Source organism: Butyrivibrio sp. AE2032 (assembly GCF_000702965.1).
This window is the reverse complement of sequence record NZ_JNLF01000003.1, coordinates 634,843-649,278: the sequence shown is the minus strand read 5'-3', so window position 1 is coordinate 649,278 and position 14,436 is coordinate 634,843. Positions and strand designations below refer to the sequence as shown.

General features: G+C 43.9%; 13 protein-coding genes. 8 read left to right on the top strand and 5 right to left on the bottom strand.

The annotated features are described in order from the left end of the window. Positions 1-70: 70 nt before the first annotated feature. Positions 71-844, bottom strand: coding sequence for a phosphoribosylformimino-5-aminoimidazole carboxamide ribotide isomerase (gene hisA / locus BO18_RS04660; protein ID WP_034444023.1), 774 nt, complete (start codon positions 842-844; stop codon positions 71-73). 129 nt (positions 845-973) lie between these two features. On the opposite strand from hisA, the gene BO18_RS04655 reads away from it, so the two are divergent. Next, the gene (locus BO18_RS04655) at positions 974-1,261 is read left to right on the top strand and encodes a YerC/YecD family TrpR-related protein (protein WP_034444020.1); all 288 of its coding nucleotides are present in this window, start codon (positions 974-976) and stop codon (positions 1,259-1,261) included. Positions 1,262-1,340: 79 nt separating this feature from the next. Here the strand turns inward: BO18_RS04655 and BO18_RS04650 are convergent, their stop codons facing one another. From BO18_RS04650 to BO18_RS04640, 3 genes are all read right to left on the bottom strand, one after another. Further along, a complete protein-coding gene (locus tag BO18_RS04650) occupies positions 1,341-1,886 on the bottom strand; it encodes a bactofilin family protein (protein ID WP_034444017.1) in 546 nt (181 codons plus the stop codon). 26 nt (positions 1,887-1,912) lie between these two features. After that, complete coding sequence (locus BO18_RS04645) at positions 1,913-2,695, bottom strand: murein hydrolase activator EnvC family protein (protein ID WP_034444015.1); 783 nt, start codon at positions 2,693-2,695, stop codon at positions 1,913-1,915. 123 nt (positions 2,696-2,818) lie between these two features. Then, positions 2,819-5,257 carry a GH36-type glycosyl hydrolase domain-containing protein gene (locus BO18_RS04640; RefSeq protein WP_034444013.1) on the bottom strand — a complete coding sequence of 813 codons (2,439 nt, stop codon included), beginning with the start codon at positions 5,255-5,257 and terminating at the stop codon, positions 2,819-2,821. A 381-nt stretch (positions 5,258-5,638) separates the two neighbouring features. On the opposite strand from BO18_RS04640, the gene BO18_RS04635 reads away from it, so the two are divergent. The 4 genes from BO18_RS04635 to BO18_RS04620 all read left to right on the top strand — a co-directional run bounded on the left by BO18_RS04635 (position 5,639) and on the right by BO18_RS04620 (position 10,119). After that, positions 5,639-6,691 (top strand): LacI family DNA-binding transcriptional regulator, encoded by a 1,053-nt coding sequence (locus BO18_RS04635; RefSeq protein ID WP_242856513.1) that lies wholly within the window; start codon positions 5,639-5,641, stop codon positions 6,689-6,691. Positions 6,692-6,762: 71 nt separating this feature from the next. Further along, entirely contained in the window at positions 6,763-8,199 is a 1,437-nt protein-coding gene (locus BO18_RS04630) for an ABC transporter substrate-binding protein (RefSeq protein ID WP_034444010.1), read from the top strand. Between the two features lie 116 nt (positions 8,200-8,315). Continuing rightward, positions 8,316-9,239, top strand: a complete 924-nt coding sequence (locus BO18_RS04625) for a carbohydrate ABC transporter permease (RefSeq protein ID WP_034444007.1) — start codon at positions 8,316-8,318, stop codon at positions 9,237-9,239. Positions 9,240-9,255: 16 nt separating this feature from the next. Next, the gene (locus tag BO18_RS04620) at positions 9,256-10,119 is read left to right on the top strand and encodes a carbohydrate ABC transporter permease (RefSeq protein WP_034444003.1); all 864 of its coding nucleotides are present in this window, start codon (positions 9,256-9,258) and stop codon (positions 10,117-10,119) included. A 132-nt stretch (positions 10,120-10,251) separates the two neighbouring features. Here BO18_RS04620 and BO18_RS04615 read toward each other — a convergent pair whose 3' ends face one another. Further along, positions 10,252-11,040: a hypothetical protein gene (locus BO18_RS04615; protein ID WP_034444002.1), complete on the bottom strand. Its 789-nt coding sequence runs from the start codon at positions 11,038-11,040 to the stop codon at positions 10,252-10,254. Between the two features lie 266 nt (positions 11,041-11,306). On the opposite strand from BO18_RS04615, the gene BO18_RS04610 reads away from it, so the two are divergent. The 3 genes from BO18_RS04610 to BO18_RS04600 all read left to right on the top strand — a co-directional run bounded on the left by BO18_RS04610 (position 11,307) and on the right by BO18_RS04600 (position 14,387). Beyond that, entirely contained in the window at positions 11,307-11,762 is a 456-nt protein-coding gene (locus tag BO18_RS04610; RefSeq protein ID WP_034443999.1) for an ACT domain-containing protein, read from the top strand. 22 nt (positions 11,763-11,784) lie between these two features. Continuing rightward, positions 11,785-12,993, top strand: coding sequence for a homoserine dehydrogenase (locus BO18_RS04605; protein ID WP_034443997.1), 1,209 nt, complete (start codon positions 11,785-11,787; stop codon positions 12,991-12,993). A gap of 74 nt (positions 12,994-13,067) precedes the next feature. Beyond that, entirely contained in the window at positions 13,068-14,387 is a 1,320-nt protein-coding gene (locus BO18_RS04600) for an aspartate kinase (RefSeq protein ID WP_034443995.1), read from the top strand. Positions 14,388-14,436 lie beyond the last annotated feature (49 nt).

Sequence of the window (14,436 nt, the reverse complement as noted above, 5' to 3'; positions counted from 1 at the left end):
TTGTAACAATGATTAATCATCAGAGCCATCTGACTTATGTCAGATGGCTCTTTTGCGCGAATGAATTATTTTATTTGCATGCAGCAATGATCTCGTCTAGTTCCAGGGTGCCACCAAAGATCTTAAGGGCACTTCCTACGGTAACATCTACCTTCCCTTTTCCCAGCTTTTTGAGGGCTTTTATGTCTGACAGGCTGTGAACTCCACCGGCGTAGGTTATTGGCTTTTTAGCCCAGTTTCCAAGGAGCTTGGCTACGGATTCTTCTATGCCGTTTTGCTTGCCTTCAACGTCGGCTGCGTGAATAAGGAATTCGTCGCAGGAATCTGACAGCTCCTCAAGTGTTTCGCCGTTTAACATGACAGTGGACATTTTCTGCCATCTGTCAGTGACTATATAGTAATCATCCCCATCCTTTTTGCAGGACAGATCAAGGACCAGCTTTTCTTTTCCTACCGCTTTAACAAGCTTTTTAAGATTGGTGTGATTGATACGGCCATTCTTGAACACATAGGAGGTGACTATGACATGGGATGCTCCGGCATCAATAAACTCAACTGCATTATCCGCTGTGATTCCACCGCCTATCTGTAAAAGTCCTGGAGTAGCTGAGAGGGCAGCAAGACCCTGCTTCTTGGTGAGCTCATAGTAGGGGCTGTCTACGGGATTAAGAAGGATAATATGTCCCCCTGAAAGCCCAAGCTCCCGGTACATCCTGGCATAGAAATCTGCCCCGGCTTCAGCAACGAAGTTCTCACTGGCGCTGCTACCTTCGTCCTTGAGGCTGGAACCCACTATCTGCTTAACTTTTCCGTTATGGATATCGATACATGGTCTTAATTTCATATCTTAATCCTTTCTGGTTTTAACCGCTTCCATTATAACAGAAAATTAGCTACTTTACTTTAAAAGTTTAGCGTGATAAAATATTTAAGTGTGAAAGCAATTTTTTGACATAATTGGAGGTTTATTTTAATGAACAAGAAGATCAGAACAGATGCTGTTGATCATTTATTTGATGCAATACTCTGCCTGCAGAATAAAGAGGAGTGCTACAGTTTCTTCGAGGATCTGTGCACCGTGAATGAGCTTCTTTCTCTTTCACAGAGATTTGAAGTGGCTTCAATGCTCAGGGATAAGAAAACTTATCTTGAGATAGCAGAGAAGACCGGAGCTTCCACAGCAACCATCAGTAGAGTTAACAGATCTCTCAACTATGGCGATGATGGTTACGAGCTGGTATTCACAAGAATGCAGGAATGATCTGCAAGATCCTTTAATAGTTTGACCGACAAAAGCAAAGAGCCTGACGCATTGAAGCGCCGGGCTCTTACTTTTGGTATCACTTTTTCTCTTCAGTGTTTTCCTTGGACTCACCATCCTTGGACTCACCATCCTTGGACTCATTATCCTTGGACTCACCATCCTTGGACTCATTATCCTTGGATTCGCCTTCCTTGTTCTCGGAACTGCCTTCCTTATCAGATGCAGCTCTTTCCTTGGCAATCTCAGCAGAGCTCTTTTCAACGCCTACCATATCGCACTTGCCCTGGAATACGGCATTCTCATCGATGATGATGCCCTTACAGGTAACATCGCCGATAACCTTACCTGTGTCACTGATCTCAACCTTACCGGCTGGAGCGGAAATGTTTCCTGTAACCTCTCCTGCAATGTAGGCATTAACAGCAGATACAGTACCTGTGATCTTTCCTTCGCCTCCTACAATGAGAGCGCCACTGATTGTGACATTTCCCTTGACTGTTCCGTCGATCCTTGTGGAATCCTTGGTGGTGAGAGGACCGTCAAGAACGGCACCCGGACCAATAATGGTTCCCACCTGCTCAAGAGCGGGATCTACAGAGTTGTCTTTTCTGCTTCCAAACATATTTAGTAACCTCCGTTTGTGAGTGATCACCCATTGATCTCAATAAGATCTTCGGGATCAATGTACTGTTCATCCTGCTGGATCTGGAATCCCAGTGTTGTGTTTTTGTCGTTGATGACAAAGATTATGTCACCTTTATCAATCTGAGAACCTTCTGTAACAAGAGGATCTCCTGCATTCCTGTAAATTGAAATGTAGCCGTTACCGTGGTCAATTGAGACCATGTTGCCGAATTTAGCATCTGTGGTAACTGTAAGTACAGTTCCGGATCCTGCTGCAATTACGCTGTTTCCTTCTGAAGACTCCAGCAGAAGGATAGGATTTCCGGTGGCAGTATCTTTATTTTCATCCGTAAGCTTAGTAACTGTGGTCTCGTTTGGATCATCAACCGCAGGTGCCATTGAAGCGTTTCCTGCAAGAGGGAATCCTGAAGGGATAGCCAGTGTCTCAGCCTCCTCGGCAGAAATCTGTTCATCCTCAATCCTTACGTTAAGGGCTGCCTTGAGCTGCTGAACCTGATTCTCCAGCTCATCGTTGGATGCCTCTATAGTGCTGTTCTCTGCAGTGAGTTCATCAATCTGTGTCTTCTGTTTCTGATCAATGATGCGGAGATTGCTGATGGTGATCGCTGAGTAAATAATGTAGCAAATAAGTACTAAACCGATTACAAAAGCTGTGTAGGCCAGCGCCTGTGTCTTGAAATGATTAAGGTGCAGGCTTTTGGTACTTCCGTCTGAATCACCGGATATGACCATAAAGGTATAATGCCTTTTATGTCTGTGTTTTCTGGGCTTTTTATCTGTGCTCATATATACCTCCGACTCTAACGGTTAATTATAGCATAGTCAATAGGTTTTGCGCAACTTATTGCAAAAACGGAGCCATGGAACGAATCCATGACTCCGATATGTTTTGCTCTATTATGGAGTTAATCAGCCCATCTCAGCAACTACTGTGTATTCCTTTACACCTTCCTCGTAAGGGATGATGTTTCCGGAGATCTCTTTTCCGTTTACAGTAAGCTTCTTGATGCCCTTCTGAGCGCCGTTCTGCTTAACTGAAATGTTGTAGGTTGCTCCGCGGTACTTTCTTGTGAGAGTGAAATCACCAAAGTCCTCAGGTACGCAAGGATTGATTGAAAGACCGTTGTGTGTAGGATATACGCCCAGGATGTACTGGGAGATATTTACAAAGGTCCAAGCTGCTGTTCCTGTAAGCCAGCTGTTCTTGCCCTGACCGTGGAACTTAGCATCTCTTCCTGCAACCATCTGTGAGTAAACATAAGGCTCTGTAGCGTGGATCTCACTGAACTCCTCAACGTAAGCAGGGCAGGTCTTCTTGTAGATATCGAAGGCTCTGTTTCCGTGTCCGAGAACTGTCTCAGCGATTGAAACCCAAGGATTGTTGTGGCAGAAGATACCAGCGTTCTCCTTGTATCCTGGTGGATATGAGCTAACCTCACCAAGTTCAAGGTGATACTTTGTGTAAGCAGGCTGAAGGATCATGATACCGTACTTGGTATCCAACTTCTCCTCAACACTCTTAAGTGCCTTCTCAGCAAGACCTTCCTCAACACCGATTCCTGCAAGTACGCAGAAGCCCTGAGGCTCGATGTAGATCTGACCTTCTTCACATTCCTTAGAACCAACCTTGTTGGAATTAGCATCATAAGCACGAACGAACCACTCGCCGTCCCAGCCGGCTGTTGTAGTTGCTTCGTAAACTTTCTTGACCTCAGCTCTTGCGCGCTCAGCCTCAGCTGTGTCACCAAGGAGCTCTGCAAGCTGTGCGTATTCTTCACCGTACTTAACGAACATTCCTGCGATGAATACTGACTCAGCAACAGGTCCCTCTGAAGGTCCGAAGGTCTGGAAAGACTCACCTGGATGCTCTGAGAAGCAGTTAAGGTTCAGACAGTCATTCCAGTCTGCACGTCCGATAAGTGGAAGACCGTGTGGCCCCTTGTGTGTAGCAGTGAAGTTGAAGGAGCACTTAAGGTGATCCATGAGTGTCTTGGCTACACTCATATCATTATCGAAAGGAACCATCTCTTTTAATATAGAAAGATCACCTGTCTCTCTGATGTATGCGCTGGTTCCTGCAATAAGCCAAAGTGGATCATCATTGAAGCCAGAACCGATGTCGGAGTTACCCTTCTTGGTAAGTGGCTGGTACTGATGATAAGCTGATCCATCCTGAAACTGTGTTGAAGCGATATCGATGATACGCTGTCTTGCTCTGTCCGGAATAAGGTGAACGAATCCAAGAAGATCCTGGCAGGAATCTCTGAAGCCCATTCCACGGCCAATTCCTGACTCGTAGTAGGAAGCAGATCTGGACATGTTGAATGTAACCATGCACTGATACTGGTTCCAGATATTTACCATGCGATCAACCTTGTCGTTTGAAGATGATACATGGTACTTGGAAAGAAGTTCGCTCCAGTATTTCTTAAGCTCATCAAGAGCAGCATCTACAGAAGCTTCATTATTATATTTAGCAAGCATTGCCTCAGCAGGTTTCTTATTAACTACTGAAGGAGCTTCCCACTTCTGATCCTCAGGATTCTCGATATAACCAAGAGTGAAGATGAAGGTCTTTGACTCGCCAGGGTTAAGTGTTACGTTGATCTGGTGAGCAGCGATTGGTGACCATCCGCTTGCCATTGAGTTTGTGCATTTTCCTGCAGCAACAGCATCAGGGCTGTCAGGTCCGTTGTAAGCACCAAGGAAAGCATCACGGCTTGTATCAAATCCGTCAACAGCTGTGTTTACACCGTAGATGGCGTAGTGATTACGACGCTCTCTGTACTCAGTCTTGTGATAGATAACAGAACCGTTTCCTGTAACCTCAACCTCACCGGTTGAAAGGTTTCTCTGGAAGTTCTTCATATCATCATCAGCGTTCCACAGACACCACTCTACATATGAGAAAAGAGTAAGTGTTGCAGCGTTGCTCTTCTTATTAGTAAGAGTAACCTTTGATATCTCACAGTTATCTTCCATAGGAACAAATGTAAGAACCTTTGCCTCAACATCGTTCTTGGTTGATGTGAAGGTGCTGTAGCCAAGTCCGTGACGGCACTCATAGCTGTCGAGAGCTGTCTTTACAGGCTGCCATCCCGGATTCCAGATTGTATCGCCATCTTTAATAAAGAAGTATTTACCATTGTTATCATAAGGAACGTTGTTGTAACGATACCTTGTAAGTCTCAGCAGCTTAGCGTCCTTGTAGAATGTGTAACCGCCACAGGTGTTTGAGATCAGTGAAAAGAACTCTTTGTTGCCCAGATAGTTTATCCAGGGAAGTGGAGTCTTTGGTGTGGTTATCACGTACTCAAGAGCGTTGTCGTCGAAAAAACCGTACTTCATATAAAACCCTCCATTTATAATGTGAAACTTAAACGTTTTCGGTAAAATCTAGGCATATTATATATGTAATCTGTTCCGATTTCAATAATAAATTTATCTTTTTATTTTTTTGTAAACCCCTACAATTACTGCTTAAAATTAACTTACGCGCGTAAGCCTTCTGAAATCGAGCCTGGAAACTGAATGTTTCGAAAACGTTTTAACCAATTGTGAATAAACTATGTACAAAATTGGAAAAATGTATGAAATGCTGATAACAAAATTGTTAAAGACTACCAAAAATAACAAAATTGCACAAAAACGAAAAAACTAAACTTGATTTTAGAGTAATTTCGTTGTATATTAAAACTACGAAAACGATTAAGTGAGAAAAACAAGGAAATGGCTAGACGAATTGTATCTTTAAAAGACATATCGAAAGCCTGTGGGGTCTCAATTGCGACAGTTTCAAAAGCACTGAATGATCATAGCGATATCAGTAAAGAAACTAAAGAGAGGATCAAAGAGGTTGCAGACAAACTTGGGTATCATCCCAACGCAGCAGCTCAAGCGCTGAAGACGAACAGGTCCAACAATATTGGTGTCCTTTTCGTAGATGAGGCGAACAGTGGTCTTACCCACGATTACTTCTCACATGTATTGGACAGTTTTAAGAAGGCAGCAGAAAAGGAAGGCTTTGACATCACTTTTATAAATGGTGACAGAACAAGAAACAACAACATGTCATATCTGTCCCACGCCATATACAGAGGCTTTGATGGAGTGGTGATTGCCTGCGTAGAGTTTTCGGATCCTGAGGTGGATGAACTTATTAAAAGTAACATCCCGGTGGTCACAATAGACCATTCCTTCTATAACAGGATCGCAATAGTATCAGACAATATTAAGGGCATAAGAGAACTTGTTACTTATGTATATGAACAGGGACACAGGAAGATAGCTTATGTATACGGTATGGAGAACACAGCCGTAACACAGAGCAGACTTACAAGCTTCTACAACACACTCCAGGATCTGGATGTAAGCATCCCGGACAGTTACATGGTACCAAGCCCTTACAGAAATACAGATAAAGCCTTTGAGGCAACACTTAAGCTTTTGGATCTTCCTGATCCACCGACAGTTATTCTTTATTCAGATGACTTTGCAGCTTTTGGCGGAATGAATGCCATAAGGTCAAGGGGACTTAGAGTTCCGGAGGACATCTCCATAGCAGGATACGACGGAATAGAGCTTGCAAGAAGAATAAGCCCCAGGATGACAACCATCGTCCAGGATACAGATAAGATAGGAAGAACAGCAGCAAGTAAGCTGATAGATCTCATCAATAATCCAAAGGGAACACTTATTGAACAAATAATAATAGAAGGAACACTTGAAAAAGGTGAGTCCGTAGGAAAGATTCCTGTAGAGGAACCGATAGCTAAGGTTTAAAACGGCAAAGCTGTTTTAAATAAATAACACTTCAAAATTCTTTTAGAGAAAAGGGAGGTAAAAAAGTAGTTATGAAGAAGAAAGTACTTGGATTATTACTTTCAACAACAATGGTAGCTGGTCTGCTTTCAGCTTGTGGCGGCGCAGCTAGCACACCTGCTGACACAACAGCAACTGAGGCACCTGCAGCAACAGAAGCACCTGCAGCTGAGCCTGCAGCAACAGAAGCTCCTGCAGCTGAAGAGACAGCAGCAGCTCCTGCAGAGGACACAGGTAAGGTTCTCAACATTTCAGCTTGGAACGAAGAGTTCAAGTCACGTCTTACAGATCACTATCCTGGATACGAGGTAGTTGATGGAACAACTGGTAAGATCGGTGATGTAACAGTTAACTGGCTGATCACTCCTAACGAGGAGAATGCTTATCAGAACAGACTTGATGAGCTCCTTCTTGCACAGGAGAGCGCAGCAGACGATGATAAGGTTGACCTTTTCCTCGTTGAGGCTGACTATGCTGTTAAGTACACAGATACTGATTACACAATGCCTATTAAGGATCTTGGAATCACAGATGAGGATCTCAAGGATCAGTACTCATACACACAGGCTGTTGTAACAGATTCTAACGGCGTTCTTAAGGGAACATCATGGCAGGGCTGCCCTGGTGTTATGATCTACAACAGAGAAATCGCTAAGGAAGTATTCGGTACTGACGAGCCTGCAGACATCCAGGCTAAGTTCTCTGATTGGGATAAGTTCTTCGAGTCAGCTGGTGAGCTTGACAAGGCTGGTTACGATGTAATTTCTTCAACAGCTGATACATTCCGTGTATATCAGAACAACGCTAAGCTTCCTTGGGTTAACGGAACTCAGATCCAGGTTGATGACAACCTCAAGAAGTGGGTTGAAGATTCTAAGAAGCTTGCAGACGCTGGCTACTGCAACACATGGGGCCAGTGGGGTGAGGACTGGAACAAGGGATTCTATCCTGAAGGAAAGGTATTCGCTTACTTTGGACCAGCTTGGCTGATCGACTTCTGTATGGCAGCTGACGTTGATGGTTCAGTAGCTAACGCAGGTGGCTGGGCAGCTACAGAGGGACCTCAGGGCTTCTACTGGGGCGGCACATGGATCTGTGCAGCAGCTGGAACAGATAACCCTAACCTCGTTGCTGATATCATGAGAAAGATGACATGCGATCCTGAAGTTATGAAGGACATCGTTCTTAAGGACAATGACTTCGTTAACAACAGACCTGTTATGGAAGGCCTTGCAGCTGATACATCTTACTCAAATAAAGTTCTTGGCGGACAGAACCCTCTTAAGATGTTCTGCGCTGGTGCTGACAACATCGATATGGCTAACCTTACAGCTTATGATCAGGGTCTTCTTGGTGACTTCCAGACAGCTATGGGCGACTACATCAATGGCAACTATGCTACATATGATGAGGCTCTTGAGCAGTTCTACACACTTGCACTTCAGAGATATCCTGAGCTTACAAGATAATCATTTCTTGTAAATTGTATTAAGGAATCAATTCATTGCCTGCCGGTTTTATGCCGGCAGGCAATTATTCAAAAAACGCAAGAGGATAGAGAGTAAGTTTTCCGGAGGTAGTGAGTATGGGCAATCAGAAGTCCAAGGGCAGCAACAATGTTGTCAAATTTAACAGATGGGGATATATCTTCTTAATTCCTTTCTTTGTTACTTATGTAATTTTCAGTTTTATTCCACTTTGCTCAACAATTTATAACAGTTTCTTTGAAAATTATCGTTCAGGTCTTAAGCAGATTGGCCCGAACTTTGTTGGTGTTCAGAACTATGTAAATCTTCTTGGAACACCTGAAATATGGAAGTATCTTATCAACACACTTATCATGTGGGTTGGTGGATTTATTCCTCAGATCACAATAGCTCTTTTGCTGGCTTACTGGTTCTCAGATCCCAGTCTTAGACTTAAGGGTCAGAGATTCTTCAAGACAGTAATCTACATGCCAAACCTTATCATGGCGTCAGCTTTCTCAATGCTGTTCTTCGCATTGTTCTCAGACAGCGGCCCTATCAACCAGATCCTTATGAGCCTTGGAATGATCAGCGAACCTTATAAGTTCTTCCAGTTCGTATCAGCTTCAAGAATTCTTGTTATGCTGATGAACTTCCTGATGTGGTTTGGTAATACAACAATCCTTCTGATGGCCGGTATGCTTGGTATCGACTCATCACTTTATGAAGCTGCTCAGGTTGACGGAGCCACAGCTTCACAGGTATTCTTCAAAATTACAATGCCTATTCTTCGTCCCATCTTCGTATATGTGCTGATCACATCACTTATCGGTGGTCTGCAGATGTTCGATGTTCCTCAAATCCTGACAAATGGTAGAGGTAATCCTACAGATTCACTTACCACAGTTATCATGCTCCTGAACCGTTACCTTACAAGTAAGGACGTAGGACGTGGTGGTGCTTTGTCAGTATTCATGTTTGTAGTAACAGGTATCCTTAGTCTGATCGTATTCAGAATGAACAGCACTAAGGAAAAGAATTGAGAGAGGAGGAAAAGGGATGAATAACGATACAGCTATGAAGCCCCATGGCGTGCCTATTGGGGTAAGAAGAACAATCGCTTACATTGTTCTTATATTCTTTAGTTTCCTTTGCCTTATTTGGTTTTACATTCTGTTGATCAACTCAACAAGATCACACTCAGAGATGACACTTGGATTTACACTTCTTCCAAGCACTCACCTTTTAGATAACTGGAACAGTCTGATAACAGGTACTATTCCTATTGCCAGAGGTTTCGTCAACAGTATTATAGTTTCAGTTTGTACAGCTTGCCTTTGCTCATATTTCTCAGCTATGACAGCTTATGCTATTAACACTTACAGATTCAAAGGCCGTGCAGCCATTGCTACCTTTATCCTGGCAATCATGATGATTCCCGGACAGGTTACAGCTCTTGGATTCCTGCGTTTGATCGTAAGACTTGGAATGGATGACTCAATTGTTCCACTTATCATTCCTGCTATTGCTTCACCTGTAACATACTTCTATCTGAAGCAGTACATGGAGAGTAACCTTCCACTTTCACTGGTTGAAGCTGCAAGAATCGATGGTTCCGGGGAGTTTAGAACCTTCAATACAATTATCATGCCGCTTATAAGACCGGCTATCAGTGTTCAGATGATCTTCGCTTTTGTAGGAAGCTGGAATAACTACTTCACACCAGCCCTGATCCTTCACACTGATACAAAGAAGACACTGCCAGTTCTCATCGCTCAGCTGCGTGGAGCTGACTGGCTCAGATTCGATATGGGACAGATTTACATAATGATTGCTGCATCTATTTTCCCAGTTATCGTTATTTACCTCATCCTGTCTAAGTACATCGTAGGTGGTGTATCAGCAGGTGCGGTTAAGGGATAATCTTATTTACGATATCCTCCTATTTTACTCTTTCCTTTTATAAGCGTTTTGAAAAGCCATGGCATTCCCCGATGCCATGGCTTTTCGCTTGCAAGAAAAAAGACGGTGGGATGAGTCCCATCGTCTGTTGCATTATTCGTTTGTGGTTTCAGTTGTGGTTTCCTGTGATGCGTCCTGGGCTGTCTCAGCAGGTTTTTCCTCAGGAACCTCAATTGTGAGGCCATATTTACCGCCGAGGTACAAAAAGCCTGTGTAGCCGTTCTCGTCAATCATGGAGAGGTAATCCTGTCCTGGAGGGATTAAGAAGCTTACCCGGTTGCCTTTGTATTCCTGGTCTAAGAAGCTTACATAGAGGGATACGTCGGGCCTTTCTGAAAGGGTAGTCATTACATCGGAATTAAAGCTATAGAAGAGAGAAGTAATAACTCTTACGGTGCCATCCTGTGGAGCGGTTTCTATTCTGTGGGCCACATCTCCGGAAAAGGCTGTATAAGCCGGTATTGGACGGTTGTACCATATCTTTCCACACTCAGGACACATGTAGTTCATGGTGCCTTCAGCAGATTCGCTCTCGTTCATCTGAGCTATCCATCTGAAGGTGTGGACGTGATTGGGATCATTTCGAAGGGCCTCCATGGCATCCTTGCGATCTTTTGCAGCCTGTTGCTCAGGTGTGAGCTGAACTTCCTGGGACTCCTGTGATTCGCTGCCCTCGGAAGCTGTTTCTGTGGTTCCTGCCTCTGTAGTAGTCGCTACCTCAGGCGTTGCGGTATCAGCAGAGTTTGTAGCTACTGCGGAAGCTGCAAGTGTTTGTGTATTTTCAGCATGAACAACAGTAGCAGAAGAAAATGGAGAAACAACAACTCCGGCTGTAATTATGCATGTTGAAAGAACTGTCATTAAAACTTTTCTGGATTTCATTGTGGGAAACCTCGTAGATTCAGTAGTAATTTCTTTTCCTAATAATACTGTAAACCATAAGTCTGTCTACGTAAAGTGGAATAAAACGGGGCTTTGGCATAATGTACAAAGAAAAATGCATAAAAAATGAATATTTATAGAGAATTATGCTTGTCTTTATAACTTCAAAGTGTTAAAATCCTTCTTGTGCATACAAATGTCCGCGAGACAAAAACATTTCCCAGGACAATAATCCGTAGCACGAAAACACAAACAGGAAGAGTACAATGCAACAGGATACAGGATATTATGTAATCAGAAAGCAGGCTGTACCTGATGTTCTTCTAAAGGTGGTGGAGGCCAAAAAGCTCCTGGAATCAGGAAAGGTCAAGACCGTAAATGAAGCAGCATCAATCCTTGGGATAAGCCGTAGCTCTTTTTACAAATATAAGGAAGATATATATGAATTTCATGACAGCCTTCAGGGAACTACATTGACCCTCACATTCCAGATGAATGACGAGGTGGGGCTGTTGTCATATGTGCTGAATCTCATAGCGGATTTCGGCGCTAATATTCTTACGATACATCAGTCAATTCCCCTTAATGGAGTTGCATCCATTTCAATCACAATTCAGGTTTTACCGGAGACAAGGGATATTATGGAGATGATCTCCATAATGGAGAAGACAGAGGGCGTTCACAAGGTTCATATTACAGGACGAAGTGCAACGCTGACGTGAATATATTATTTTGGAGGCAGAAATGGCAAAAGTAGCAGTATTGGGATACGGAACAGTAGGAAGCGGAGTTGTAGAGGTACTTGATACCAATGCAGCAGAGGTTGCAGAGAGCGCAGGAGAGAAGATAGAGCTTAAGTACATCCTGGATCTTCGCGATTTCCCAGGGGACAAGCATGAGACACAGGTTGTCCATGACATCAACATTATTCTTGATGACCCTGAGATCGATGTGATCTGTGAGACAATGGGTGGAATCGAGCCTGCTTTTTCTTTTGAAAAGAGTGCGCTGGAGAGAGGAAAGAGTGTCTGCACCTCTAATAAAGAGCTGGTAGCAGCTCACGGACCTGAGCTTGTGGAGCTTGCGAAAAAGAACGGAGCAAGCTATCTGTTTGAAGCCAGCGTTGGCGGCGGAATCCCTCTTCTTCGTACAATAAATGATTCCATGAAGCATGAGAAGATCGACTCCATTACGGGAATCTTAAATGGAACAACCAACTACATCCTCACCAAGATGGATAAAGAGGGTGCAGGCTACGAAACAGTTCTCAAGGCTGCTCAGGAAAAGGGTTATGCTGAGAAGAACCCTGAGGCAGACGTGGAAGGCTACGATGCCTGCCGTAAGATCGCCATTCTTTCCAGCCTTATGAGCGGAATGCATGTGAATTACGAGGATATCTATACAGAAGGTATCTCTAAGATCAACATAGATGATTTTGAGTACGCCAGAAACATGAACATGGCAATCAAGCTCCTTGGAATGTGCAAGAGAAATCAGAACGGTTTCTTTTCTATAGTTGCTCCTTTCCTTATTCCATTGGAGAATCCTCTTGCCAACGTAAACGGCGTCTTCAATGCCATCAATGTTCACGGAAATATGGTTGGTGACGTTATGTTTTACGGAAGAGGTGCAGGAAAGAACGCCACAGCAAGTGCTGTAGTTGCCGATGTGATCGACATCATCAAGCACAAGGGCAAGCATATCGATGTAAACATGAAGGCTGAGAAGGCAGTCCTTTCACCTAAGGACAACGCAGTAAGGATGTTCTTCGTAAGAGTGCCTGAGGACCTTAAAGAGCAGGCTTTAGAGATCTTTGGAAGCAACATCGAGGAAGTTACAGCAGAGGGCGTACACGGCGAATTTGCCTTTGTTACAAACAACCTGTCTGAGAAGGACTTCGAGGAGAAGGTCTGGAAGATGGACAGCGTAAAGGGATATATCAGACTGTACTAAACGCCGATAGTTCTTTTGCCCAGGTAAAAGAGCTTTTGGATAAAGATAAAATCTATTGAGGAGAATTGGCAGCAATGAGAAAGGTAGTTAAATTTGGTGGCAGCTCACTGGCAAGTGCCGAGCAGTTTAAGAAGGTTGGAGAGATCATCAAGTCAGATCCTGAAAGGGTCTACGTGGTTCCTTCAGCTCCCGGAAAGAGAAATTCCAAGGACACAAAGGTCACAGATATGCTCTACAAGACCTATGCACTGGCTGAGGCAGGTAAGGATTTTAGCAAGAACCTGTCAGATATCATGGCAAGGTACGACGAGATCATAAAGGGCCTTAAGCTTAAACTTGATCTTACATCAGAGTTCAAGACCATTGAAAAGAACTTTAAGAGCAAGGCAGGTAAAGATTACGCTGCAAGCCGTGGTGAGTATCTTAACGGAATCATAATGGCAGCCTATCTTGGCTATGAGTTCATCGATGCAGCTACTGTAGTAGCTTTTGATAAGAACGGTGAGTTCGACAGCGAGAAGACCAACAAGCTCATGGCTAAAAAGCTTGAGAAGACTCCTACAGCTGTTATCCCGGGATTCTATGGTGCATATCCCGACGGAAGCATCAAGACCTTCTCAAGAGGTGGTTCCGATATAACTGGATCAATTGTTTCAAGAGCTATCAGGGCAGATGTTTACGAGAACTGGACAGATGTTTCCGGCTTCCTTGTAGCTGACCCAAGGATCATTGACAAGCCACCGTACATCGAGACCATTACTTATACAGAGCTTCGAGAGCTGGCTTACATGGGCGCTTCTGTTCTTCATGAGGATGCTATCTTCCCTGTAAGAAAAGAGGGTATTCCGATCAATATCCGTAACACCAATAAGCCCGAGGATCCTGGAACCTGGATCGTTGAGTCAACAGCAAAGAAATCTAAGTATGTCATCACAGGAATTGCCGGTAAAAAAGGCTTCTGCTGCGTGAACGTACTTAAGGATATGATGAACTCCGAGGTAGGCTTTGTGCGTAAAGTACTTCAGGCCTTCGAAGATCAGAACATTTCCATCGAGCACGTACCTTCAGGTATTGATACCATGACCGTATTTGTTTCAGAGGATGAGTTCATTCAGAAGGAGCAGTCCGTAGTATCTGAGATCCACAAGCTGGCACATCCGGACATGCTGGAGATTGAGTCAGATCTGGCACTTATTGCAGTTGTGGGCCGTGGCATGAAGTCCACCCGTGGTACAGCGGGAAGAATCTTCTCAGCCCTTGCACATGCCAGCGTAAACGTAAGAATGATCGACCAGGGTTCCTCCGAGCTCAATATTATCATTGGTGTGGAGAACCGTGATTTTGAGAAAGCTATCAGCGCTATTTACGATATCTTTGTAACTACACAAGTATAAAGAATAGCCATGGGACGGCTGTCTTGGCCGGTCTGGCGCGCTTGCCCCG

Coding starts and splice junctions, on each gene's coding strand:
- BO18_RS04655 (WP_034444020.1), top strand. CDS start 974: ATGAACAAGAAGATCAGAACAGATGCTGTTGATCATTTATTTGATGCA.
- BO18_RS04645 (WP_034444015.1), bottom strand. CDS start 2,695: ATGAGCACAGATAAAAAGCCCAGAAAACACAGACATAAAAGGCATTAT.
- BO18_RS04625 (WP_034444007.1), top strand. CDS start 8,316: ATGGGCAATCAGAAGTCCAAGGGCAGCAACAATGTTGTCAAATTTAAC.
- BO18_RS04600 (WP_034443995.1), top strand. CDS start 13,068: ATGAGAAAGGTAGTTAAATTTGGTGGCAGCTCACTGGCAAGTGCCGAG.
- BO18_RS04620 (WP_034444003.1), top strand. CDS start 9,256: ATGAATAACGATACAGCTATGAAGCCCCATGGCGTGCCTATTGGGGTA.
- BO18_RS04610 (WP_034443999.1), top strand. CDS start 11,307: ATGCAACAGGATACAGGATATTATGTAATCAGAAAGCAGGCTGTACCT.
- BO18_RS04650 (WP_034444017.1), bottom strand. CDS start 1,886: ATGTTTGGAAGCAGAAAAGACAACTCTGTAGATCCCGCTCTTGAGCAG.
- BO18_RS04605 (WP_034443997.1), top strand. CDS start 11,785: ATGGCAAAAGTAGCAGTATTGGGATACGGAACAGTAGGAAGCGGAGTT.
- BO18_RS04615 (WP_034444002.1), bottom strand. CDS start 11,040: ATGAAATCCAGAAAAGTTTTAATGACAGTTCTTTCAACATGCATAATT.
- BO18_RS04640 (WP_034444013.1), bottom strand. CDS start 5,257: ATGAAGTACGGTTTTTTCGACGACAACGCTCTTGAGTACGTGATAACC.
- hisA (WP_034444023.1), bottom strand. CDS start 844: ATGAAATTAAGACCATGTATCGATATCCATAACGGAAAAGTTAAGCAG.
- BO18_RS04630 (WP_034444010.1), top strand. CDS start 6,763: ATGAAGAAGAAAGTACTTGGATTATTACTTTCAACAACAATGGTAGCT.
- BO18_RS04635 (WP_242856513.1), top strand. CDS start 5,639: ATGGCTAGACGAATTGTATCTTTAAAAGACATATCGAAAGCCTGTGGG.